Annotated in this window: 17 protein-coding genes, 1 tRNA gene and 1 riboswitch; of the genes, 11 read left to right on the forward strand and 7 right to left on the reverse strand. The window is 59.0% G+C overall.

All coding sequences use genetic code 11. From position 1 onward, the window contains the following. Nucleotides 1-157 precede the first annotated feature (157 nt). Both EU556_RS10150 and EU556_RS10155 read right to left on the reverse strand, forming a co-directional pair. A complete protein-coding gene (locus EU556_RS10150) occupies nt 158-1,171 on the reverse strand; it encodes an MBL fold metallo-hydrolase (RefSeq protein ID WP_135433780.1) in 1,014 nt (337 codons plus the stop codon). A 94-nt stretch (nt 1,172-1,265) separates the two neighbouring features. Next, nucleotides 1,266-1,880, reverse strand: coding sequence for a hypothetical protein (locus tag EU556_RS10155; protein WP_135433782.1), 615 nt, complete (start codon nt 1,878-1,880; stop codon nt 1,266-1,268). Nucleotides 1,881-2,007: 127 nt separating this feature from the next. Between EU556_RS10155 and EU556_RS10160 the strand changes: the two genes are divergently transcribed. Next, the gene (locus EU556_RS10160; RefSeq protein ID WP_135433784.1) at nt 2,008-2,658 is read left to right on the forward strand and encodes a hypothetical protein; all 651 of its coding nucleotides are present in this window, start codon (nt 2,008-2,010) and stop codon (nt 2,656-2,658) included. Between the two features lie 14 nt (nt 2,659-2,672). On the opposite strand, the gene EU556_RS10165 is transcribed toward EU556_RS10160, so the two are convergent. Continuing rightward, a complete protein-coding gene (locus EU556_RS10165) occupies nt 2,673-3,911 on the reverse strand; it encodes an MFS transporter (RefSeq protein WP_135433786.1) in 1,239 nt (412 codons plus the stop codon). An 87-nt stretch (nt 3,912-3,998) separates the two neighbouring features. Between EU556_RS10165 and EU556_RS10170 the strand changes: the two genes are divergently transcribed. The 3 genes from EU556_RS10170 (at nt 3,999) to EU556_RS10180 (ending at nt 6,889) form a co-directional block, all read left to right on the forward strand. Continuing rightward, nucleotides 3,999-4,775: a Bax inhibitor-1/YccA family protein gene (locus EU556_RS10170; protein WP_394346109.1), complete on the forward strand. Its 777-nt coding sequence runs from the start codon at nt 3,999-4,001 to the stop codon at nt 4,773-4,775. A gap of 217 nt (nt 4,776-4,992) precedes the next feature. Continuing rightward, nucleotides 4,993-6,180 carry an MFS transporter gene (locus EU556_RS10175; protein WP_135433788.1) on the forward strand — a complete coding sequence of 396 codons (1,188 nt, stop codon included), beginning with the start codon at nt 4,993-4,995 and terminating at the stop codon, nt 6,178-6,180. Between the two features lie 88 nt (nt 6,181-6,268). Then, nucleotides 6,269-6,889, forward strand: a complete 621-nt coding sequence (locus EU556_RS10180) for a DNA-3-methyladenine glycosylase I (RefSeq protein ID WP_210116258.1) — start codon at nt 6,269-6,271, stop codon at nt 6,887-6,889. A 142-nt stretch (nt 6,890-7,031) separates the two neighbouring features. Here the strand turns inward: EU556_RS10180 and EU556_RS10185 are convergent, their stop codons facing one another. Further along, nucleotides 7,032-8,201, reverse strand: a complete 1,170-nt coding sequence (locus EU556_RS10185) for an LLM class flavin-dependent oxidoreductase (protein WP_135433790.1) — start codon at nt 8,199-8,201, stop codon at nt 7,032-7,034. A 230-nt stretch (nt 8,202-8,431) separates the two neighbouring features. Next, nucleotides 8,432-9,757, reverse strand: coding sequence for an APC family permease (locus EU556_RS10190; RefSeq protein WP_135433792.1), 1,326 nt, complete (start codon nt 9,755-9,757; stop codon nt 8,432-8,434). Between the two features lie 334 nt (nt 9,758-10,091). After that, nucleotides 10,092-10,183, forward strand: a riboswitch (SAM riboswitch). A 477-nt stretch (nt 10,184-10,660) separates the two neighbouring features. On the opposite strand from EU556_RS10190, the gene EU556_RS10195 reads away from it, so the two are divergent. From EU556_RS10195 to EU556_RS10210, 4 genes are all read left to right on the forward strand, one after another. Next, complete coding sequence (locus EU556_RS10195) at nt 10,661-13,687, forward strand: SusC/RagA family TonB-linked outer membrane protein (RefSeq protein ID WP_135433794.1); 3,027 nt, start codon at nt 10,661-10,663, stop codon at nt 13,685-13,687. A gap of 13 nt (nt 13,688-13,700) precedes the next feature. Beyond that, nucleotides 13,701-15,056, forward strand: a complete 1,356-nt coding sequence (locus EU556_RS10200) for a RagB/SusD family nutrient uptake outer membrane protein (RefSeq protein ID WP_135433796.1) — start codon at nt 13,701-13,703, stop codon at nt 15,054-15,056. A gap of 41 nt (nt 15,057-15,097) precedes the next feature. After that, the gene (locus tag EU556_RS10205) at nt 15,098-17,794 is read left to right on the forward strand and encodes a M14 family zinc carboxypeptidase (RefSeq protein WP_135433798.1); all 2,697 of its coding nucleotides are present in this window, start codon (nt 15,098-15,100) and stop codon (nt 17,792-17,794) included. Between the two features lie 158 nt (nt 17,795-17,952). Continuing rightward, nucleotides 17,953-18,933 (forward strand): Gfo/Idh/MocA family protein, encoded by a 981-nt coding sequence (locus EU556_RS10210; protein WP_135433800.1) that lies wholly within the window; start codon nt 17,953-17,955, stop codon nt 18,931-18,933. 122 nt (nt 18,934-19,055) lie between these two features. On the opposite strand, the gene EU556_RS10215 is transcribed toward EU556_RS10210, so the two are convergent. Together EU556_RS10215 and EU556_RS10220 are read right to left on the reverse strand one after the other, a co-directional pair. Next, nucleotides 19,056-20,900 (reverse strand): M61 family metallopeptidase, encoded by a 1,845-nt coding sequence (locus EU556_RS10215; protein ID WP_245327562.1) that lies wholly within the window; start codon nt 20,898-20,900, stop codon nt 19,056-19,058. A gap of 89 nt (nt 20,901-20,989) precedes the next feature. After that, entirely contained in the window at nt 20,990-21,628 is a 639-nt protein-coding gene (locus tag EU556_RS10220; protein ID WP_135433802.1) for a class I SAM-dependent methyltransferase, read from the reverse strand. A gap of 106 nt (nt 21,629-21,734) precedes the next feature. On the opposite strand from EU556_RS10220, the gene EU556_RS10225 reads away from it, so the two are divergent. The 3 genes from EU556_RS10225 to EU556_RS10235 all read left to right on the forward strand — a co-directional run bounded on the left by EU556_RS10225 (nt 21,735) and on the right by EU556_RS10235 (nt 23,450). Beyond that, nucleotides 21,735-22,448 carry a phosphatase PAP2 family protein gene (locus tag EU556_RS10225; protein WP_135433804.1) on the forward strand — a complete coding sequence of 238 codons (714 nt, stop codon included), beginning with the start codon at nt 21,735-21,737 and terminating at the stop codon, nt 22,446-22,448. 131 nt (nt 22,449-22,579) lie between these two features. Beyond that, nucleotides 22,580-22,661, forward strand: a tRNA-Leu gene (locus tag EU556_RS10230). A gap of 114 nt (nt 22,662-22,775) precedes the next feature. Further along, nucleotides 22,776-23,450: a phosphatase PAP2 family protein gene (locus EU556_RS10235; RefSeq protein WP_135433806.1), complete on the forward strand. Its 675-nt coding sequence runs from the start codon at nt 22,776-22,778 to the stop codon at nt 23,448-23,450. The last annotated feature ends 1 nt before the right edge of the window (nt 23,451 follow it).

Here is a 23,451-nt window from a genome sequence, read left to right on the forward strand (position 1 = left end):
GGATAGAGCCAGCAAGCCGGACGGCAGTCGGGGAATAGTAAACACCAAAGCTACCAACTAGCCGCCAACTACCGACACATGTTCTCGCGAAACCCTACCGCTTACCTAACAGCCTAGGCCTAGCGACTGGCAACTACAAACTCGGCGGCGGTTATTCCTACTCCCAGTCCTGCCAGCGGAGCACCTCGCCCACGGCGGGAACGTGCAGCTCCCCGCGCAGCATTTGGCCGTTGGCTACCATCTGCAGCTCCCGAATCGGCTCGGAGGCAGGCTCATCGGAAAGATCAAAGGTGCCGTAATGCATGGGCACCACGTGGCCGGCCCGCAGAATGTTCACGGCTTTGGCCGCCTCGTGCGGGTTAGTGTGGCTTAGGTTCATCATGAACGCCGGCTTGTAGGCGCCAATGGGCATGAGGGCCACATCCAGCGGGCCGAACTGCTTTTCAATCTGCTCAAAGTGGTCGGCCATGGAGGTGTCGCCGGCGAAGTAGAGAGTGCGGCCATCGGGCAGGCGCAGCAGGAAGCTGCCCCACAGCACGGTGTTCAGATCGAAGAGGCCACGGCGGTGCCAGTGAGAGGCGGGCAAGTAGAACAGCTCAAAGGGTGCTTCGGAGCCTAGGTCAAACTGCTGCCACCAGCCCGCTTCCTGCACAGGTAGGCTGCGAGCCATGCCGCGTACTAACTGCTGCATACCCAGTGGCCCAAAGGCCCGCAGCTGCGGGTTTTGGCGGGCTATTAGCTTGATAGACTGCTCATCAAGATGGTCGCGGTGGCCGTGGCTGAGCAGCAAATAGTCAATGTTTGCCAAATCCTCGGGGCGGCAGGGCAGGGGGTGGCGGCGGCGCAGGCCCAGCGACGAAAACAGCACCGGATCGGTGAGGATAGTTTTGCCGCCCACGCGCAGCACGAAGCAGGCGTGTCCTAGCCACACTAGGCCATCTTCCTGGCTTTGCAGGAAGGCGGTGCAGTCTACCACTTCTGGCACCCAGGTATCAGCCTTCTTTTCTTCCTTCTGTGGGTTCTCGGTCAGTTGCCAGCGGATAACGGTGCCGAAGTTAGGCTCGTAGAGCTCCTCCCCGTTGCAGTACTCGCGGCCAATCATCTTGTTGCCGGGGTAATTGGGCTTAATTGTGGAAAGCTGTTCGTTGCGGACGTAGCGGGCAGCGGCCATGCAAAAGGGGAGTAGCGGAAAAAGACGGAGGCAAATAAACAACAAACCACCCGTCATCGAGGATGGCGGGTGGCTCAGAAAAAGTCATGAAGAGTTAGTAACCGAACGGCATGCCCGGCGAATACATGGGCGAATACCCTGGGGACCCCGAGGTGCCGTTGCTCATGCGTAGGCCACCCGACACCGAGAAGTTCTCCGTGATGTGGTAGTCGGCCCGCAGGTTAACGCCCGAGCCCATATTGCCGCCGAAGCCTGCATAGGGGTTTACGTTGTAGCCCCCCGGGGTCAGGTCTTTCCAAGCAGAGCCCGTGAGGGTAAGCCGCGGCGACAGCGCATATTGCCCGCCACCCTGAATGAGCATGCGGTTCATACCATAGTAGCCCGGCTGCGAGGCGCGGTAGCCTGCTTCGGTACCTGGGTAAGCGTAGCCGTAGGCCACCCCTGGTGTGGTGCGCAGGAAGGTAGCACCGCCAAATACCGAAAAACGCTTGGTAACCTGATAGGCCATGGTGGGGCTGATGTAGCTGGCCGAACCATAGCGCCCGGCAAACATGGCTCCCGCGTTCAGGCTGAACGAGGTACGCTGGCTGAGCGTGCCTAGACCAGGACCAGAAACAGGCGTGCCGGCCGCCACATAAGGTAGCGTTTGGGCCGAAGCGGTAGCGCCAGCTAGTAGCAGGCTGAGCAGGACAAGGGAAGAACGGAGCATAAGCAAGGGGTAGGAAGCAAGGTTTCCTTTCACAAGATACGCAACATCAATTCAGCAGGCTGCGTGCCCTGCCCGAAAAAGGAGGCAGAAAAATAGTAACCTAGCAGTTGCATAGCTTCGCGATACGATGTCAGAATTTATTTCCTACCAGCGCTTTCCGTCTTTGGAAGTTGCGCAACCCCTGCTGGATATTCTGCGCCAGCGTGGCATTGAGTTTGAAACCGGCTTCGACCGGCCCCGGCTTGACGTGACGTTTGCCTTCAACCCGACCGATACCTATTTCGTGGTGAAGCTGCGCCCGGAGGATTTTGAGGCGGCCCGATTGGCGGAGGAGCAAGCCAACGAGACGCTTACGGCCTCCGTGCCCACCGACCATTACCTCTACACCTTCACCGATGATGAGCTGATGGAAATCCTGGCTAAGCCCGACGAGTGGAACAACCTCGACGTAATGCTGTCCCGCCAACTCCTGCGCCAGCGCGGCCACGATGTGTCGCCGGATGTAGTAGAACTGCTCCGCCAGCGCCGACTCGTGGAACTGGCCAAACCCGAGGAAAGCCAGAAAACCTGGGTGTTAGCCGGCTACCTCATGGCCATCCTTGGTGGCATTGTAGCCGTGTTCATCGGCTGGCACCTATACAAGCACCAGAAGCAATTACCCAACGGCCAACGGGTGCTGGCCTTCGCACCCACCGACCGCCGACACGGCCTGCGCATCTTCATTCTGGGTATCCTTGGCACTATCTTCTGGACTGGCCTACGCATCTATTACTACTAGCGCCGCGGCAAGAGCTAACTCTTTGTCAGTGCCGCCGATGCTTCTGCTTGCCGCAACTGCTGGCGGGCCTGCCAGGCCACCAGGGCTAAGCACCCCGCAAACCACAGCCAGGGCAGGCGCAAATCGACCACCGATAGCGCCGCCAGCACCAACGTGCTTACAAAGCTAGCCAGCCCTTGCACGGCTTGGTTTAGCCCGAATATCTCACCACGGTCGGCATCGGTGGTGCGCTGGGCCAGCAGGCCTTCCAGTAGTCCCTGGATCAGGGAAAGCGTGAGGCAGTCGAGGGCCGTGAGCACGTACAGGCGTGTGACCGACTGGCCTACGAGCCCATAACCCACTAGAATAGGCACGCCCAGGGCGGCCAGCCAGAAGATGGCGCGGCGCTGATTGAGGCGGTCGGCGAGGTAGGTGTAGAACAGGTAATTAATCACCACACTTAGCACTCCAAAAAACATGAAGAAGTACGCAATGCCGCGGGCATCTAGGTGCAGCTCACCGATGCTGATGAAGGGCACGAAGTAGGTGTAGTACCCCGTGCTCAGGGTAAGCGCGATTTGCATGAGCACGATGGGCCGCAAGCCGCGGCTGGGCGTATCCTGGTCGCGCAGCCGCTGCCAAAGGGTGAGTGGGTTTACGGCCCGGCTAAGCTCGGCCCGCAGCTCGGCGCCACGCACGGGTGTGCGCTGGGTATGGGTTTCGCGTAACAGTAAACTGAGCCCCACGTTTAGGGCGGCCAGGGTTACGGCCAGCCCCACCACGTAGGCCACCTGCCGGCTAGGCTCTACCTCCCAAAACGTCAGCACGGCGCCGGAGGCCATGGGCCCCAGCACGAAGCCCAGAGAAATAATGGCGCCCTCAATACCCAAGTTCCGAAACAGGCGTTCGGGCGGCGAAATATCCGTAATGGCCGCCCGGATGGTGGCGTACATGCCATTCGTCAAACCGTCGCTGAAGCGGTTGGCAAAGTACAGCGTGGCCCGCACCGGAAACAGCAAGGCATTTGCCAGCAGCGTGCCCACCGCCGACAGAATCAGGATTGGCCTACGGCCCCAGCCATCGGACAGGCGACCGAGTACGGGCGCCGAAAACAGCTGCACTCCCAGGAAAATACCGGTGCCCAGCACCATCCACAGCTGCGGCCGCGCCAGCCCGCGCACAAACTCCGGCAGCACCGGCCCTATGGCCGCACCAATCACCACGTCAAGAAGAATAATACTATAAATCAGCCAAAGGCGACGGTCGAGAGACATGGGTGAACGAGGTGGACGCGGGGAAATAGGGATATTTTTTAGCCTGCTCTATAGGACTGTATATATAGCGTTCGGCGAACCTGTATCTTGGCATCGTTTAGTTTTCATCCTTACTCTCTATTTCCGTTTAGGGAAAATATTACCCCCGAAGAACAGGCTGCTTACCAGCCTGAAATTCATATCAGCGCCGAAGAGGCTGCGCAAGTGCAGGCCAGCTTCATGCGGCAAGTATACGCCTGGATGGCCGGGGCATTAGCCCTTACGGGTGGCGTAGCCATGCTGGTGGGTTCGTCACCGGAGATTGTTGAGCTAGTGGCCGGTAATCGGTTGGTTTTCTGGGCGCTGCTGCTACAAATGTTTGTGGTAGGGTACATTTCGGCCCGTGCCTTCGAAATGTCGGTGAGTTCGGTGACCGGGGCCTTTGTGGCCTACTCGGCGCTGAATGGCATTACCCTTGGCATTATCTTCTTGGTATTCACTGCCGATTCTATTGCCTCCACCTTCTTTGTAACGGGTGGCACCTTCGGGGTAATGAGCCTCTACGGCTACTTCACCCGCACCGATTTGTCGCGTTGGGGTAACCTGCTGTTCATGGGCCTGATAGGCCTCATCATTGCCTCAGTGGTTAATTTGTTCTGGCTGAACTCAGTACTCTACACTATCACATCCTTCATTGGCGTGATTCTGTTCGTGGCTCTCACCGCCTACGACACGCAGAAGCTGAAGGCACTGGCTTTCGTAGGTCTTGGTGACGAAGACACCGACCGCAAAGCTGCCATGCTGGGTGCCCTCACCCTCTACCTCGACTTTATCAACTTGTTCCTGTTCCTGCTCGCATCTTCGGTCGCCGGAAATAGAGACTAAGAGTAAATAATCAAGCTCGAAACAGTCAATCCAGACATGGTCTGGGTTGACTGTTTTTTTGTAGGCCTATTGGAGCAACTTTGTGGGTAGTTTGCCTGCAGAGGCGTATTTGGTGCCGCGCACTGGCTGAACTGTAAGAGAGTTGATTTGAGATTATTAAAACTTAAAGGCCATTGTAATTGTCTGTAGGCCTATTCGCTTCCTGGGCTTCCCCGCTATGAATTCAAAACGCGTATTACTACCTCTCACGCTGGGAGGGTTCGGCATTGGCATGACCGAATTTGTCATGATGGGCATTCTGCCCGATGTCGCTAAGGCCCTGCATATTTCCATTCCCACGGCCGGCCACCTGATATCTGCTTACGCCCTAGGCGTGGTGGTGGGTGCGCCCCTAATGGTAGCCCTTACCAGCAAATTGCCGCCTCGCAAGATTCTAGGCCTGCTCATGCTGATTTTTGCGGTGGGCAACGGCCTCTCGGCAGTAGCACCTGGCTATGAGCTGATGCTACTGACGCGCTTTGTCTCGGGGCTTCCGCATGGGGCATTCTTCGGCGTGGGCGCCGTAGTAGCTGGCCGACTGGCGGAGCCGGGTAAGGAGGCGCAGGCCGTCTCCATCATGTTTGCGGGCCTCACCATTGCCAACATCATTGGGGTCCCCATTGGCACCTACCTAGGCCACACCTTCAGCTGGCGCATTCCCTTCGTGCTCATCGTTGTCGTAGCCCTGCTGACTGTAGTAAGCGTGCGGCGCCTGTTACCCGAGCTTCCGGCCCGCGAAACCAACCTTCGGCAAGAGTTTGTGGCCTTTACTCGCCTGGAACCCTGGATGATTATTGCCATTACCATTCTCGGCAATGGCGGCTTTTTTGCCTGGTTTAGCTACATCGTGCCGCTGTTCACGGAGGTAGCCGGCTTTAGCCACAACGCCGTCACCATCCTGATGGTGCTGGCGGGCGTGGGTATGGCGCTGGGCAATATGCTGGGCGGTTGGCTCACCGACCGGATGTCGCCGCTGCGGGCCACCACGTGGCTGCTACTGGCCATGGCTGCGGCCTTGTTTACCATTCCGGTGGCGGCCCAGCATCAGTGGTCTACGGTGCTCATCACCATGCTAACCGGGGCCCTGGCCTTTTCCACGGCGGCTCCCATCCAGATGCTGATGATTCGGGCGGCCAAGGGCTCCGAGATGCTGGCGTCGTCGCTGAGTCAGTCGGGTTTCAACACGGGCAATGCCTTGGGCGCCTACCTGGGTGGCCTACCGATTGCCGCCGGTCTGGGCTACACCTCACCCGAGTGGGTGGGTGGCGCGCTGGTAGTAGGCGGGGTTGTTTTTGCCGCGATGCTGGTGCTGCGCCGCCGTCGGCAGGCTCAAGCAGAGCCCATCGTGGCAGAGGCAGTGGCCTAGCGTGCTGTGGTGGCAACCGTAGCTCGCTCGACCAAGACTGGCGCTTACCCGTACCAGAAGGCGTACCTAACTCCCTACTGGTTCTGCCATGATGCTGCCCAATTTGCCTGTTACAACTCCCGACGGCCGTTGTCCCTGGGCGCACCACAACGAGTTGCTGCGCGAGTTTCACGATTATGAGTGGGGCGAGCCAGTGGCCGAAGCAGGCATCCTGTTTGAGTACCTGGTGCTCCACACCTTTCAGCTGGGCTTCGATTTTCCGGTGGTATTGAAGCGGCGCGAGGGGTTTCGGGAGCTACTAGCCGGCTTCGACCCCGAGCGGCTGGCGCGGTTTGGGGAGGAAGAAATAAGCGAGCTGCTGCAGAACCCGCGCATTTTGCGCAACCGGCGCAAGCTAGAAGCTACCGTGCAGAACGCCCAAGCCTGGCTGCGCCTCCGCCAGGAAGTAGGCGGTGACGCCGGCTTATTGCCATTCTTCTACCACTACGTGGGTGGCCGCCCCCTCGACAACCAGCGCAGCGAAACCAACCCAGTGCCCGTGTCTACGTCCCAGAACGAGGCCATGAGCAAAGACCTAAAGCGGCGCGGCTTCGTGATGACAGGCCCCGTATCATGCTATAACATCCTTCAAACCGCTGGCCTGGTCAACGACCATCTGCTCAGTTGCCCTCGTCATGCAGAATGCGTGGCCTTAGCTGCACAATTGTAACGACGGCACAGGCTCGTAAAAGAAAGAGGCTGCGGTACACCGCAGCCTCTTTCTTTTAGTACTTCTCTACACTCCCGAGCTTGAGAGTGCTGCAGGAGCGTTCTGCTAGGCCTGTTAACCCAAGTCTTGAACACGCTTATCGTTAACGCAATGGCGCAGTAGTTAGGGGCGTCACGGGCGTTTGCTGGGGCCGTCGTCCCTGGAAATCAGGCATGGACACATTGGGGAGTCGGGGCAGCACGTAGCGGGCGAAGTAGTCGGCTTCATCCAGTAAGGGGTACCCGGAGAAGATGAACGCGCGGAAGCCCATGTCCATGTAGCGGTTGATTTTCTCCACAATCTGATCGGGAGTGCCTACTAGGGCCCCTCCAGCCCCGGAACGAGCCTTGCCGATATCGGTCCAGAGTAGGGGCTCCACGAAGCCTTCCATGTCGGCGTGCTCGCGCAGCTGGTTTTGCCGGTGCACCCCCAACGACCACGAATCCTGGGCGCGGCTCTTGATTTCTGCTCCCTTCACTGGGTCAAATTTCGACATGAGCTTACGGGCGTAGGCGCGTGCCTCGTCCTCGGTTTCGCGCACAATCACGTGAATGCGTAAGCCAAAGTCGATCTGGCGGCCGTGGCGGGCGGCACGGGCGCTCATATCCTGCATGGTTCCGTAGAGCATTTCCTCCGTTTCGGGCCACATCAAGAACATGTCGCAGTACTGCGCACACACGGCCCGGGCACCTTCCGACGTGCCCCCGAAATACAGGAGTGGGCCGCCGTTCTGCTGGTAGGGCTTGGCGGGGTCGGAGGGCATATCGAACTGGTACAACTCGCCCTTGTGCACAATGCGCTCCTGGGTCCAGGCCTGCTGCAGAATCTCGATGGTTTCGGCGCAGCGCTGGTAGCGCAGCTCCGGCACTTCCCTTAGGCCAGGCAAGTCGGAGTTGATAATGTTGATGGTAAGCCGGCCTTCCAGCATGTGGTCGAGGGAGGCCAGGGCGCGTGCCAGCATGGGCGGATGAATCTCGCCGGTCCGGATGGCGGTGAGCAGGTTGATGCGCGACGTTTGCGGGGCAATACCGGCCGCAAACGTCATTACATCCTGGCCTACGGTGTAGGAAGTAGGTAGCAGAATGTTGGAATAACCCAGCCGCTCCGCCGACAGGGTAATGTCGCGGCAGTGAGCCCAGGAGCTGCGGTAGGCCCCATCAAGCACGCTCAAGTATTGCGTATCGCCCCCGCAGAGGTCATCAAACCAAGATATTTCAGCCACGCGCTGCGGCGTACGAATAGCCACCGACGTGATAGGGGAGGAGAGGGACATAGTGTGAGGAAGAAGAGCAATATAACGGGTAAGCCGGAGCGAAGAGCAATTGAGAGTCAGAAGCTAAAAGCTAGCTCCCCTCCTTGGAAAGGAGGGGTTGGGGGTGGTTGACCAATCGTTGAACGTCAACTAGCTATAGTTTCTAATTCTAATTTTTCAACCACCCCTAACCCCACGCCGCTTGATTCGCGGAATCATCTGAGGAGGGGAGCTAGCAACTAGCTCTAACATCATTCGGCACCCTGGGTTGAATTTGCTGGCACCGGCTTCCGTCGGTTCCAGATGAAATACAGGCCTAGGCCTACGGCTGCAAACAGGGCAACGTCGCGGGCCTCGTTGCCCTTGCTGCTGATTAAAAGCCACAGGCACAGGCCTACGCAAAGCACGGCCACCACGCCGCCCCCGGCCACCCGAAACGGCGCTGGCTCCTCCGGAGTGCGCCGGCGCAGCACCGGCAGGGCCGCGCAGGTAAGTGCGAAGTACGTGAGCCGAATAATGGTGCTGAGTGTGAGGGCGTAAATGAACGTGCCCGATATGGCCAGCACCAGCTTCAGCGCCGCCGACACCAGAAGGGCCACGTGCGGCGTCCGGAACCGCGGGTGCGTAGCTCCGAAAACGGCTGGTATCTGGCCTTGCTCAGCCAAGGCGAAGAGCAGGCGGGGGCCCGTCAGCATAAGGGCATTCAGCGTACCCAACGCCGTGAGTATAGCCGCCACAGCCACCAAGGCTGCGCCTATCGGGCCCATAAATTGTTGGGTGGCATCGGCCAGGGGGCGCTCCGAGGCGGCCAAGTTGGGCAACGTGCCAATGCATACCACCTGCACCAGCAGAAACAGCACGGCTACCGTGGCAATAGCCGTGAACAGCGCAAAGGGCACATTGCGTTGGGGCTGCTGAATCTCAGCGGCCGGAATTGCTGCCACATCAAAGCCAGAGAAGGTGAAAATAAGCAGCAGCACAGCTCCCGAGAAATTGGTGTAGCCGGGCGCCACCGCAAACGAGAAAACCTGCCAATCCACGAAAAACAGGCCTACGCCCGTAAACAGCACTAGCACCAGCACCTTGCTGACTGTGAACATATTGTTTACCAGCGAAGCCGTGCGCACCCCCACCAGATTGATGAGCGTAAGCGCCATAATTAAACCGGCCATCAGCACTGCCCGGCCTAGGCCACTGCCCACCGTAGGCCAGAAGTACGCGGCATAATCGACGAACAGGTTGCAAAGCGCCGCAAAGCTGGCCAGCCGCGAAATCCAGAGCAGCCAGCCAACTTCAAAACCTACCAGCGGCCCGAAGGCCTCCCGCGCATACAAATAAGGGCCACCTGCGCCACTAAACCGGCTGCTGACCTCAGCAAAGCACAGGATAATGAGCGCGACAATGGCCGCGCTGGCTCCGTAGGCCACTACACTATAAGCGCCCACCAAGGCATAGATCTTGGCGGGTAGCCCCAGGATGCCGGCCCCAATGGTAATGTTGATGATAAGCGCGACGAAGTCCCAGCGGCGAATGCCGCGCACTAAGTCCGGCCGGGTGACGGCAGGGATAGCAGACATGCAGAGTCAAGTAAGAACTGAAGAGAAAACCAAGAGGGGCAGTGGCCTAGCGTAGAGCGGGGCAACAACAGCAACAGGTTTCGATCAGCTTTACAGGTAGCATGCCGCTAGGGAAGAGAAGAATTTATTCGTCGGGTATAAAGCGCTGTGGAAGACGCTAGGCCACCTTGAAAGGAGGGCAAATATAGGCAGGCGGGCACACGGCGCAAGTTTCATAGGTGCTGCGGCCCGCAGTTTTTGGCGCAAAAAGTTCCGGGCTGAAAACAAAAATTTGGATTTCTCGGAAATGCGCCTGTACATTTGGCAGACCAATTCTTTCACCCACAAAGGATTGTTTTTATACAGAGGCGCGGAGAGACAGGCTCTATGAACCGCCGACAACCCCCGGAACATCCGGAACGGTGCCAAGTCCTGACCATATAAAAACAACAACGCCGTGAGCACCTTCACCAGCCTTGCCGTCCTAAACGCCGCGCCCAACGCCCTGCAGCAGGCGTGTTGTAGCATTATGCGTTCGAGCGTCTGTATGCAGATGCGGGCCATGAGCTGCTAAGGACCAGGGAACCCCTTGTACTCTTTTTGCTTGCTCCGGTAGCAGAGGGCGGTAGCGCGTCTGACTGCTACACCAACTCCTGGCCTAGGAGGTAGTCGGACTACGCCCGCTCCGTTCCGGACGGATGGCAGACGTAAACCAACCAGCCTAGGTCTGTCCTTCCTTCCTGTTGGTACCCATTTTTCATTGAGGCTCTCAATGAAGTTGACCGGTTATGCGCTAGCCGGCACCCCGAAGGAAGCGTGCTTTTCTGCTGTAGCTCGTCTAAAAAGGGCTTTTTGAAGTCATCAGGGGCACTTGTGCCAGCCGCTGAGCGCGGTTCGGCGGCTCCACTTCCTTCTCTTTCTGATATGAAATACTCTACTCTACTGGCAGTGCCAGGGGTGGTAGCCGCGCTTGCTCCGGCGAGCTTCGCCCAAACTGCGGCGGGCCAAACCATCACGGGTACGATTACCGACGCGGCCGACCGCAGCCCCTTGCCAGGCGTCACGATTATTGTGCGGGGCACTACTATTGGCGCTACTACCGATGGCAAGGGTCAGTTTTCGCTTAACCTACCAGAGGGCAACAACACATTGCTCGTTAGCGCCATTGGCTATCAGGCGCAAACGGTAAACGTTACCTCCGGGACGGTGCAGGTTGCTCTGCGGGCCGATGTAAAGCAGCTTTCGGAAGTGGTAGTTACTGGCTACAGCGAGCAGAACCGCAAAACCCTCACCAGCGCCATCAGCTCCGTGAATGGCGATGCGCTGAAGGATATTCCGGCGGCCAGCCCCGACCAGTTACTGCAGGGTAAAGCGCCCGGCGTACAGGTGTCGGCCAACTCGGGGGTGCCGGGCGGTGGCATTTTTATCCGTATTAGGGGCAGCAACTCCGTGAATGCCAGCAACGACCCGCTCTACGTGGTAGATGGGGTGTTCATCAACAACACTAATTTGATTGCTACTGGCCTAGGCAACCAGGTGTCGTCGAACCCGCTGGCCGACCTGAACCCGCAGGATATTGAGAGCATTGAAATTCTGAAGGATGCCAACGCCACGGCCATCTACGGTTCGCGCGGGGCCAACGGGGTAGTGCTGATTACTACCAAGCGAGGCAAAGCGGGCGACAAGACACGCATCACCTTCAACACCTACCACGCCTGGTCGAAAGCCCCCAAGAAGTACGACCTAGTAACGGGACAGGAGCTGGCCACTCTGGAAAACGAGCGTTTCCTCAACGATGGTGGCAACCCGGCGCTGGTGCCGTACCGCTCGGTAGCGGCCGGCGGGCGTGGCCTACCCGAAGAACAGCAAACCTACGACCGACTCTCCGACGTGTTCCGCACGGCCCAGACCCAGAGCTACGAGCTATCGGCGGCGGGTGGGTCGGCCAAAACGCAGTTCTACATCGGGGGTGGCTACTTCAAGCAGCAGTCCATTGCCAGGCCTACCGACTTTGAGCGGTTCAGTCTGCGCGTAAACCTCGACAACTCAGTAACTGACAAACTTCGCATCGGGACTAGCACGGCCCTCACGCGCACTCACCGCAACGTCAGCAGCAACGACAACAATCCGGTGGGCGTCATCAACTCGGCCTTGTTTCCGCGCACCAACCTGCCGATTTACAACCCTGACGGCTCCTACGCTAAGTACGGTTCCTTTGACAATCACCAGGCGCTCATTGACAACCTGAACAACGATGCGGTGGGCTCCCGCGTCATCTCGAACGTGTACGGGCAATACCAGTTTGGTAAGCACCTGACCCTGCGCAGCAGTTGGAGCATCGACTTCAACGACATGTACGAGAACAACTTCAACAACACGCTCATTCTGGCGGGGCAGCCCCGCGGCACGGCGTCCTCGTTTCTCTCGCGAGATATCACGCTGCTCAATGAGCAAACCCTTAACTACAGCGTTGACCTGGGCGAAAACCACTCGTTGCAAGCGTTGGTGGGCAATACGCTGCAGAAAAATACCTTCCAGCGTACCAGCCTGGCCGGGCAGCAGTTCCCCAGCAACGACCTGACCAGCATTGCCTCGGCGGCCACCCAAACGGGCTCGTCGTCTCGCTCGCAGGCAGGCCTAGTCTCCTTCTTCGGCAAGGGCACTTACAGCTTCAAGCAGCGCTACACCGCCGATGTAAGCATTCGGGCCGATGCTTCGTCGCGGTTTGGACGCGACAACCGGTGGGGCTACTTCCCGGCCGTGGGCGTGGGCTGGCGCCTGGGCGAAGAGGAGTTTGTGAAGAACCTGAACCTGTTTCAGGAGCTGAAGCTGCGCGCCAGCATCGGGAAAACCGGCAACCAGGCCGGCATCAGTGACTTTGCCGCTCGTGGCCTAGTGCAGGGCGGCGCCAACTACCTCGACCTGCCGGGCACGGCTCCGCTACAGCTAGCCAACCCCAACCTAAGCTGGGAAAGCACGCGCCAATGGAACGTGGGCGTAGATGCCGCCGTGCTGCAAAACCGGGTGCTGGTCGAGTTCAACTACTACGATAAGTACACCTCGGGCCTGCTGCTGAACGTACCGGTGCCCCGCAAAACCGGCTTTGCCTCGGTGGTAGAAAACTACGGGGCTGTAAGCAATAAAGGTCTGGAGTTGCAGGCCACGGTAAACTGGCTGCCCAAGGCAGCGGCGCAGTGGAGCACCACCTTCAACGTGGCCCGCAACGTCAATAAAATTGAGAAGCTGGCCGCGCCCATTACCAGTGGCTCCCGCGACATCTTCCGGCTGGAAGAGGGTGCCCCGCTTTATTCCTTCTGGCTCTACCACCAAACCGGCGTGAACCCCGAAAATGGGGATGCGCAGTACGAAGACGTGAACGGTGACGGCCAGCTCACGGTGGCCGACCGCAAGCTGGTGGGCAATGCTTGGCCCAACTACTTTGGGGGCCTCACCAACTCATTGAGCTACAAGGGCTTTGATTTTGGCTTCACGCTGAACTTTGAGCAGGGAGCGAAAATCATGAACATGAACCGCTTCTTCCTGGTGCACGGCGGCACTCAAAGCAACATTGGCTACCTGAAGGAGCAGCTCGACCGTTGGCAGAAGCCCGGCGACGTCACCGACATCCCGCGCCTGACTACCAACGCGGCTAGCAACAACTACGGCGGCGTAGTGCAGAACCTGAGCGACCGGTACCTGGAAGATGGCTCCTTCCTGCGCCTCCGGACTTTATCCCTTGGCTACACCGTGCCGACAGTGGTGGCTGCTAAAGCGCGCCTGAATAGCCTGCGGGTGTACGTGCAAGCGGCCAACCTCTTCACCATCACGCCCTACTCTGGCCTCGACCCGGAAGTCAACTCGCAAAGCGGCGTGAGCAATACCAAAAACTTCGACTGGGCCACCGTGCCCCAGCCGCGCACTTTCCAGGTGGGCCTGACGGTCGGATTATAAGCCGTTGATTCTGATGAAAAAGACTATATACCGCCTCCTATTTGCTGCGCAACTCTCCATCGCTGCCGTAAGCCTGACTGGGTGTCAGGATTTGCTGGACCCCACCCCGGTGCAGCAACTGCCCGACGACAAAGCCATAACTGATGCTGGCAGTGCCCGCTCCGCCACCATTGGCGTGTACGACCGGGTGCAGGCCTACTACCAACTGAACTGGCCCGTGCTGGGCTTTCTGCCCGGCGAGAATGTGCGCTTCAATGGCACGCTGAACCAGTTTCTGCAGATTGACCAGAATCAGCTCAGCGCCGACAACGTGCTTATCACGGAAGCCTGGACCCAGATGTATCAGGCCGTTAATGGCGCCAACAACGTCATTGCCGCCGTACCCGGCATCAACGACCCGCTGCTGACGGCCACCGAGAAAAACCAGCTGCTAGGAGAGGCCTACTTCCTGCGGGCCCTCGTGTACTTTGATCTGGGACGGGGCTGGGGCGGCGTACCGCTGGTGCTCACGCCCACCCGCACCAAGGAGAACGGCCAGGGAATCGGGCGCAGCACCCAGGTCCAAACCTACGACCAAGTGCTGGCCGACCTAACCCAGGCCGAAGCCCTGCTGCCCGACGGTGCCACCCGCAACCGCGCCGTGCAAAACACCGCCCGCGCCCTGCGGGCCCGTCTGCACCTGTACCGCCAGCAATGGACTGATGCTGAGATCTACGCTACACAGGTTATTAACAGCAGCAACTACAGCCTAGTTACGCCTTACCGGGCTATATCCACGGCTCCTTTCCTCAGCCGGGAGTCCATCTTTGAACTGACGTTCAGCAACTCCGACGCCAACTCGATGTGGAACAACTGGTTCCCAAGCGCCCTAGGCGGGCAGTTTAACTTCCAGCCCGTGCCGGCAGCCATTACGCTGCTCAACGACCCAGCAGTGGGAGGGAGCCGCTCGGCCCTGCTCGCTACCACTACCATTGCCGGGAGCCCCGTCACCTACGGCAACCTCTACAGCCGCTCGGCCCAGCGCGACGACCCCAGCTACGTGCTGCGGCTGGCGGAGCAGTACCTGATTCGGGCGGAGGCCCGGGCCAAGCAAGGCAAGCTAACCGCCGCTTTGGCTGATTTGAATGTTGTGCGCAGTCGGGCCGGGGTGCCCGCCAGCACTGCCGCCACCGCCGAGCAACTGCTACTGGCAATTGAGAACGAGCGCCGGGTGGAGTTTGCCTTCGAGGCGGACCGCTGGTTTGACTTGGTGCGCACAGGCCGGGCCGGGGCGGTGCTGGGCGTTACTGACCAACGCCGCTGGCTGTTCCCCTTGCCCTTCAACGACCTAGTGGCCGACCCCAGCCTGACGCAAAACCCCGGTTACTAGGCCAGTAGGCCACTCTTCCTTGACTACGACCTGTACAGATCATGTTGAAATCAACCTTTTTTGGCGCGCTACTTGGCCTGAGCTTGGCTTCGGCTGCTCCCATGCTGGCGCAAAACAAGTACTTCTTCCCGGCGGCCACGGCCGGCAGCTTCGACCCCGCCGTGCCCACGCCCGAACAGTTTCTCGGCTATCCCATTGGCTCCCACTACACCCGCACCGACCAGATAGTGGCCTACCTGCGGGAGCTAGATCGGGTGTCGGATAAGGTGAGTCTGCGAGTGCTGGGCACCACATTTGAGGAGCGGCCCCAGGTGGTAGCCACCATTACAGCCGTTGAAAACCAGCAGAACTTGGCGGGGCTGCAGCAAGCGCGGCGGGCACTGATAGACCCCAAGCTGCCGACTCCCGATTACCGCAAGCTGCCGGTAGTGGTCAGCCTGAACTTTGGGGTGCATGGCAACGAAAGCAGTTCTTCGGAAGCTGCGCTGCTCCTGGCCTACTACCTCACGGCCTCCACCTCGCCCGAAACCAAGCAGTGGCTGGAGCAAGCCGTGGTAACCATTGACCCGCTGGAAAACCCTGATGGCCGCGACCGGGCTTCGCACTGGTTTGACCAGAATAAGTCATGGCCCAACGTAACCGATCCGCTGGACCGGGAACACACCGAGGCTTGGCCGGGTGGGCGCACCAATCACTTCTACACCGACCTAAACCGCGACTGGCTCCCACTGACTCAGCCCGAAAGCCGGGCCCGCATGGCGTTCTTCCATGAGTGGTACCCCAACGTGATGATTGACTTTCACGAAATGGGTACCAACGGTACGTACTACTTCGAGCCCTCTAAACCCTTTAGCACCGAAAACGACCTGATTCCACGGGCTACTTACGAAGTGCTGAACGTACACCTGGCCAAGTACTTCGCGAAGTCCCTCGACGATTTGGGTTCACTGTACTGGACCAAGGAGCAGTTTGATAACCTCTCGCCCATCTACGGCTCGACGTACCCCGACTTTCAGGGTGGGGTGGGCATCACGTTTGAGGTGGGTAGCTCCCGCGGGCTGGCTCAGGAAGGCACCAATGGCGTAGTTACGTTTCCGTTTACCATTCGCAACCACGTGGCTACTGGCCTAGCCACCGTGCGCGGGGCCGTGGAGGAAAAGGAACTGTACCTGCGGCATCAGCGCGACTTTTTTGCCTCGGCTCTCACCGATGCCCGTAAGTTCCCGACCAAAGCCTACGTATTTGGCAATGCCCAAGACGAGACGCTGACCAACAAGTTCTTGGCGCTACTACTGCAGCACAAGATTGAAGTGCACGAGCTGGGCAAGAACGTGACGCTGGATAAGCAGGAGTTCAAGCAGGGCAAGGCCTACGTGGTGCCCACCAGCCAGCCCCAATATCGAATTGTCAACTCCCTGTTCGAGGAGCTAACCACCTTCCACGACAGCGTATTCTATGACGTGACGGGCTGGAGCCAGGCTCACGCGTATGGGCTGGCGGTGTCGAAGCAGAAGAACACTGGCCTAGTGCAAGGTGCTCCGGTTACGGCGCCCAAAAACCTAGCGGGAGCCGTGCAGGGCGGGCAGAGCAGCTACGCTTATCTTTTGCCTTGGTCTGATTACAACGCCCCGCGCGCCCTCGTAGCGCTGCAGCGAGCTGGTATTGTCACCAAAGTTAGCTTCAAGCCTTTCAAGGCCGGTTCTGCAAGTCAACCCACCGAGTTTGGCTACGGCACCGTAGTTATTCCGGTGGCCGCCCAAAAGCTGCCCGCCGATTCGGTTTTTCAAATTGTGAGCCGGTTGAGCCGCCAGCACCAGGTAACGTTTACCGGCGTCAGTACGGGCTTTAGCCTAGGCGGTATTGATCTGGGCTCGAACAACGTACGCACTGTGCCCGAGGCCAAGGCTGCTGTTCTGGTAGGAACGGGCACTACGGCCTCGGAAGTTGGCGAAGCGTGGTTTGTGGCCAGCCAGCAGCTAGGCCTGCCTTTGAGCAAAATCGAGATGAGCAACTTCGGGAAGGCGCCGCTGGGCCGCTACACTAGTTTAGTGCTGGTAGGCGGTTCGTACACCAGCCTCGACAAAGCTGCCGTGGATAAGCTGCGGCGCTGGGTGCAGGAGGGCGGCACGCTCGTTACCCTGAAAAACGCCTCGGAGTGGGCCATCAAGCAGGGCATTGTGAAAGAGAAGTTGCTGATTCCGGCCAACGGTGGCTGGGCCGATACCACCGCGTTTGCCGTGGCGCTGGCCGAAGCAACGCCCCCAACTCCCAAAGTCACCCAGCGGCCCAAGCCGCAAACCACCTTTGCCCCCCGCCGCGCCGACTTCGTAGGCCAGGAACAGGAGGGAACCCGCGCTATTGCGGGCTCCATCTACCTGACTGATATCGACATTACAAACCCCATTGGGTTTGGCCTGACTAACCGCCGCCTCTACGTGTTCCGCAACGGTACCACATTCTTGCGGCCCAGCCGCAACCCTTACGCCACGGTGGCGCAGTACACCGCGTCGCCACTGGTGAGCGGCTACGTATCCAGAAATAACCTGCAGCAGATTCGTAATTCCGCCGCCGTAGTCGTCAGCAAAGTGGGCACCGGCCGAGTAATTCTCTTCGCCGATGACCCCAACTTCCGCCACTACTGGCACGGCACCTCCCGGTTGTTTACCAATGCCGTATTGCTCGGCCCGCTGCTGAACCTGCCTGATGGCCCAGCCTCCATTGCTGCGGAAGAAGAATAGCGCACCGCTAGGCCACTACCTACGGCTGCGTTAGTTCCTTACCTGCAGGTAAGAACTAACGCAGCCGTAGGTAGTGGCCTAGAAGCAAGTTTATCTAGTATACTTCTGGCGAGCAGTTACCTTTAGCTGCCTCCATCAATCATCCTGATACTTGCTGTATGCGCACCTACAATTGGGCTATTCTAGGCCTAGGCAACATTGCTCACAAGTTTGCGGAAAGCCTTGCGCTGCTGCCCAACGCCCGGCTCCACGCGGTAGCCTCGCGTGATGCGGCCAAGGCCCAGGAGTTTGCTGCCCGGTTCGGAGTACCTCATGCCGTGGGTAGCTATGATGAGCTACTGACGGTGCCGGACATAGATGTGGTATACATTGCTACGCCCCACACCGAGCACTACGCCCACACGCTCCTCTGCCTGCGCGCCGGATTGCCCGTGCTATGCGAAAAGCCTTTTGCCGTGAATGCCCAGCAGGCCCAGCAGATGCGGCAGGTGGCAGAAGAGAAAGGCGTTTTCCTGATGGAAGCCTTCTGGACGCGCTTTTTCCCGGCCATCCATAAAGCGCTGGAGCTGGTAGCGGCCGGCACCATCGGCGAAATAAAGCACCTCTCCGCTGACTTTGGCTTTGTGGCCCCGTATGTGCCGGAAGGCAGGCTGTTTAACCCAGCCCTGGCGGGTGGCTCCTTGCTGGATATTGGGGTGTACCCGCTGTTTATCAGCAAGCTTTTCCTTGGCGAGCCTCAAGAAATACGTGCCGTAGCCACCCGCGCCGCTACTGGGGTAGACGTGAACTGCTCCATGGCCCTGGCCTACGAGGGTGGCGCCACGGCCAGTTTGTTTTCTACCATAGCTGCGCAAACCGATAATCAGTGTATTCTCTACGGCAGCCACGGCCAGCTTCAGCTTACTGGTCGCTTTCACGCCGCCAGTGGTATCACCCTGAAGCACCCAAATCAGGAGCCGCAGCATATCTCCTGCGAAAAGCAAGGGTACGGCTATCTGTACGAAGCCGAGCACGTGCAGCAGTGCCTGGCGCAGGGTCTCACACAAAGCCCGTTACTGCCCCTGCAGTTCAGCTTGGAGCTTATGCAACAGCTAGATGTAATACGTCAGCAGATCGGCCTGCGCTACCCAATGGAGTAAGCAGGAAAGTCAAGTGTCACTAACCCGAATAAAAAGGGCCACTAAACTTAGTGGCCCTTTTTATTCGGGTATACGGGTTTGCTATTTAAGCACTAGCCAAGAGCTGCGCCGCAGACAGGCTATTACTTGGCTTTGCCTCTCAGCCATTCCTCCCGGAATTTCTTCTGGGCTTTGGTCACTGGCTTTTTCGCCTGCTCATAGGTTACCACTTCCAATGTGGGGTCTTCCACCAGAGTAACTGGCACCGTCCGGACGCCGTCGCGGGCCCGCACTTCCACCTGTACCACGTCGCCGGGCTTATGGGCTGCCAGGCGCTTCTGCAGTTCTTTGGCGCTGATGGGTTTTTGACCAGCCAGCTTTAGCAGCACATCTTCGCGGTCTAGGCCAGCAGTGTAGAGCGGGCTGCCGACCGAGGTTGAGCCCAGGGTCGCAGAGCTGTCGGGGTTGAACTGCAGGCGGGCGGCTAAGCTGGCCTGCCCGGCGCGGGCCGGGCGCACCAGCATACCGGCGGGAGCCAGCAGCTCATCATATTTCGGAAGCTCATGCCCATAGATGTGCTGGCGGAAAAACTGCCCGGCAAAGGCCGTATCCTTGGCTACCTGGCCTAGCACGCGCTGCAGGTCTTGCAAGGTGTAAGGCTTTTCCGGGGCGTAATTGCTCTGAAATTTACCTTGCTGCTGCCACAGGGTGCGCATGTAGGTGTCGAGGTCGGTCTTGAAGCGCTGGCGCAGTTCCAGATCTAAGGCTAGGGCGTTGGCCCCACCAATGTAATAGTAGCTCAAGTAGGTATTGCCCCGGTTGTTGGGGTCGATGGCCGCGGCGGCATCCACGAAGGGCGCCTGTTGGCTCATATACACCGGCGAAAACCGCTTGGCTCCGGGGGCAGTCAGCATGGCACCCACTAGGCCACTCAGGGCCTCCTCACAGTACTGGTCATCGGTATAAATGCCGGCGCGGCGTAGCAGCAGCTCGCCGTAATACTGCGTGAAGCCTTCCGCAAACCACAGGCCGCTGCTCATGTTGGCCCGCTCAAAGTCGAAGGGTTCTAGGTCTTTAGGTCGAATGCGTTCTACGTTCCAGCTGTGGAAGAATTCATGCGACACGGTGCCCAGGTTATCAATAGCACCGGTTCCCCGTAGTGGTCGGCTGCTGGTGAGGCTGGTGGAGTTGCGGTGCTCCATCCCGTCGCCGCTAGTTTGGGGCAGGTAGTTAGCCACGAAGGTATAGCGGCCGAAATCGTAATCGGGAAGTCCGCCGAAGATGGCCGCGGCTTCCTTCACTACCTTCTTGGTGTTGTTGGCGAAGGCGTCTAGCTCGGCATCGGTGCCATCGTGCAGCACCTGCATCTCAATGGTTTTGCCCTGTTCCTGCCAACTGCGCACCTTCTGCGACCCCAAGGAGGTTGGTGAGTCCATGAGGTACTGCAGGTGCGGGGCATACCAGGTGCCCTTGGCGGCATCGGGCCGCAACTGTGAGGCAACCGTCCAGCCCTGAGGCACCTGCTCAAACTTTACCTCGGCGGGGCGCTGCTCCAGGCCACGAGCAAAGGCCAGCGTGGCGGGCATGTTTAGGTGGGCGTGGCGCGCATCGATGCCCGCGTAGGTGCCGTCGGTCCGGTCGCCAAATAGCGTGTAGGTGAAGCGCACGGTGCCATCATGCCCAGCCACGTCCCAGCCGTAAGGGTCAGGCTTGTTCACGGCCAACACCTTGCCTCTGGAGTCGGTGGCCTGCACGTCGTACACATTCTTCGCAAACTCGTGTAGTGCGTAGCGGCCAGGCGAGGACCGCGCCATGCGCACCTGCAGCGTGCCGGCGGGCACCTCGGTAAACGTAACCGTCACGCGGGCCTCGTGGTGCACGGCGTTGGGGAAGGCCACGGAGTATTGTACGGGAGCCTGGGCAGCGGCCGGGCGGCCAATGGCCAGCGGCAGGCCTAGCAGGAGCAGGGCAGCGGTTTTTCGCATCATAAGGAGAGGAGAGGTAAATGGATAGCTGCCTAAAGGTAACTTTTGGGAGGAGGAGGCTGCAAGCCAACCCAACAAAACCATCTGGGCTGCTACTGCCACACAGTAGCCTCCACCATTCCCCCATAAAAAGCGCCCACTGGCCTGGCCGATAGGCCTAGCCGCTCAAGCTCTGCCTCAAGAGGTGGCCTACGCCGGGCACTGATACCGGTGGTAAGGCCGAAGAAAGCGTACATGGTGGCCAGTAACAAGCGTTGCCACCAGGTGCGAGGGAAGGCAAAATCCGCCACCAGCCAGGGGGCACCTAGCCTACGTGCGGCTTGCAGGCGGGCTACCAGTTCACGTAACCGATGAGGCTCAAATAAATCAAGCAAAAAGAACGTCACTACGGCGTCAAACTGCTCTTGGGGTTGTAACGTCGCTTCCGTGCCTAACCTAAATTCCACCTGGGCCAGCTTGCTAGGCCAGTGTTGCTGCATGAACTCCTGGCTGCGGCGTAGCATTTGCGGAGAGGCCTCCAAATACAGAATCTGAGCCTCTGGGCGTTGGCGCAGTACTTCCCCCAGCACCCAGCCCGTGCCGCCCCCCACAATGAGGATACGCGGAGTTCCTGTTAGCAGCGCCTCCAACGCCGCCTGCTGGGCTCGCTGCAAGGCCCTGCCGTACACCAAGCGGGCCAGCGGATCATAGAAGGCCGCTACGTAATCAAAGCCAGAGTCGGGGAGGGGCATAAGCAATCAGGCAAGCAAGGGTGTGGCAAACGTGGCCTAAAGGCCCCGAAATGTCGTAAGAACCTCGTCAACCGGAGGTATTCAGCCGGGTACTTGCTGCTTTCCCATGACCAACTCAATTCGTCGGCTGCTGGCCGGGGTTACGCTGTTTTTCACCGAATTTGCCATTACGCTCTTGCTGGGTACGGTAGGTGTCGTCATTTTCCTGGCCCTGAGCCGGGAGGTGTTCGACCAAGACGCGGCCACGTTCGATGCCAGCGCTTTCCGCTGGACGCGCCAGCTCTTTGGGCCCGAGCGCCAGCAGTGGGTGCAGGGTATTACATTTTTGGCCTCGCGCAATTTCATTACCGCCACGGCCCTGCTGCTAGTGGGCTGGCTGCTGGTGCGGCGGCGCCGCTGGTACTCGTTGCTGGTGCCGGTGGTGGCGCTGGGCAGTATTACGCTCAACCTAGTGCTGAAACAGTTTTACCACCGCCCACGGCCCCTATTGCCGTTGGTTTCCGCTAGTGGCCTCAGCTTTCCCAGTGGGCACGCCATGATATCGGCGTCTTTTTATGGGCTTCTCATTTATCTGGTGCAAGCTCACGTGCGCTCCGCCGCCTTGCGCTGGGGCCTCACAACTGGCCTAGCGGCGCTTATTATTCTTATTGGGCTTACCCGCGTATATCTGCGCGTGCATTACGCTACTGATGTGCTGGCCGGCTTCACGGCGGGCCTAGTATGGCTGATAGTTGCTATTCCCCTCCTGCGGCAGCTAGAAATTACCGCAAAAAAACGCTTCGGCAAACAAGTGCAATCAACTGAAAAACAGCCTGTATAGCCCGGAAAGCAAATTTTTGTGGTTAAGTTTTTATTGTTTTTTGTAGTGAAAGCTTGACACACGTCGAAAAAGCCCCCTATCTTTGCAGCATCAAATGACAACCACCGCGGCTGTCGGATGATAAAAATGCTGCGCTTGTGGCGAAATTGGTAGACGCGCTGTCTTCAGGCGGCAGTTCCGAAAGGTGTGAGAGTTCGAGTCTCTCCGAGCGCACGAAAGCCGGTCCAGATATGGACCGGCTTTTTTGTTTTCAGCCCTTGCCACACTGTAGGACATGTTAACACCCTAGGCTGGAGTTGCGTTGGAGAGCATGAACAACGTGCTTTTATGAAACGATTTGCTCCCCGACTTGCCGCTCTGTTCAGCTTCCTGACCCTCGAAATAGCGGTGGTTGGGGGCGTATTTATAGCCTCCGCCGTATTGTTTTTTTACCTGACGCGGGTAGTATTCGTGCAGCACTCCGTCGACTTCGATCAATGGGCGTTTGCTCAAATGGACGTGCTCCGGAGCCGGTGGCCTAGCCTTACAAGCGGAGTAGAAGGGGTTACCTTCTTCGCGTCTCTGCCCTTTCTGGTAGGGGTCGGAATAGGCCTACCGCTGTTGCTGCGGAGCAGAGGACACCGCCGTGAAGGCTTGGAGGTTTTCTTGGCAGTGGCAGGCGCTTCCTTATTAAACCAGGTGCTGAAGGTGCACTTTCAGCGGGCCCGGCCTAGCTCGGCATTATTTCCGCAGGCAGGCCTGAGCTTCCCAAGCGGGCACGCCATGATTGGCCTAGCCCTGTACGGCTGCGTGGCCTGGCTGCTCTGGCGGCACCGGCGGCATCCGCTCTGGGCGGCGGGGCTGCTCGTTTGGGCCGTGCTTATTGGGCTTACCCGCGTGTACCTGCACGTGCATTACGCCACCGATGTGGCCGCTGGCTTCGCTATTGGACTGGTCTGGCTGATTTTGCTGCGCACGGCCTTACGGCTGTGGTGGCGCGAGGAGGCAAAGTCGGGACTATAGA

Source organism: Hymenobacter fodinae (assembly GCF_004745825.1).
GTDB lineage: Bacteria > Bacteroidota > Bacteroidia > Cytophagales > Hymenobacteraceae > Hymenobacter > Hymenobacter fodinae.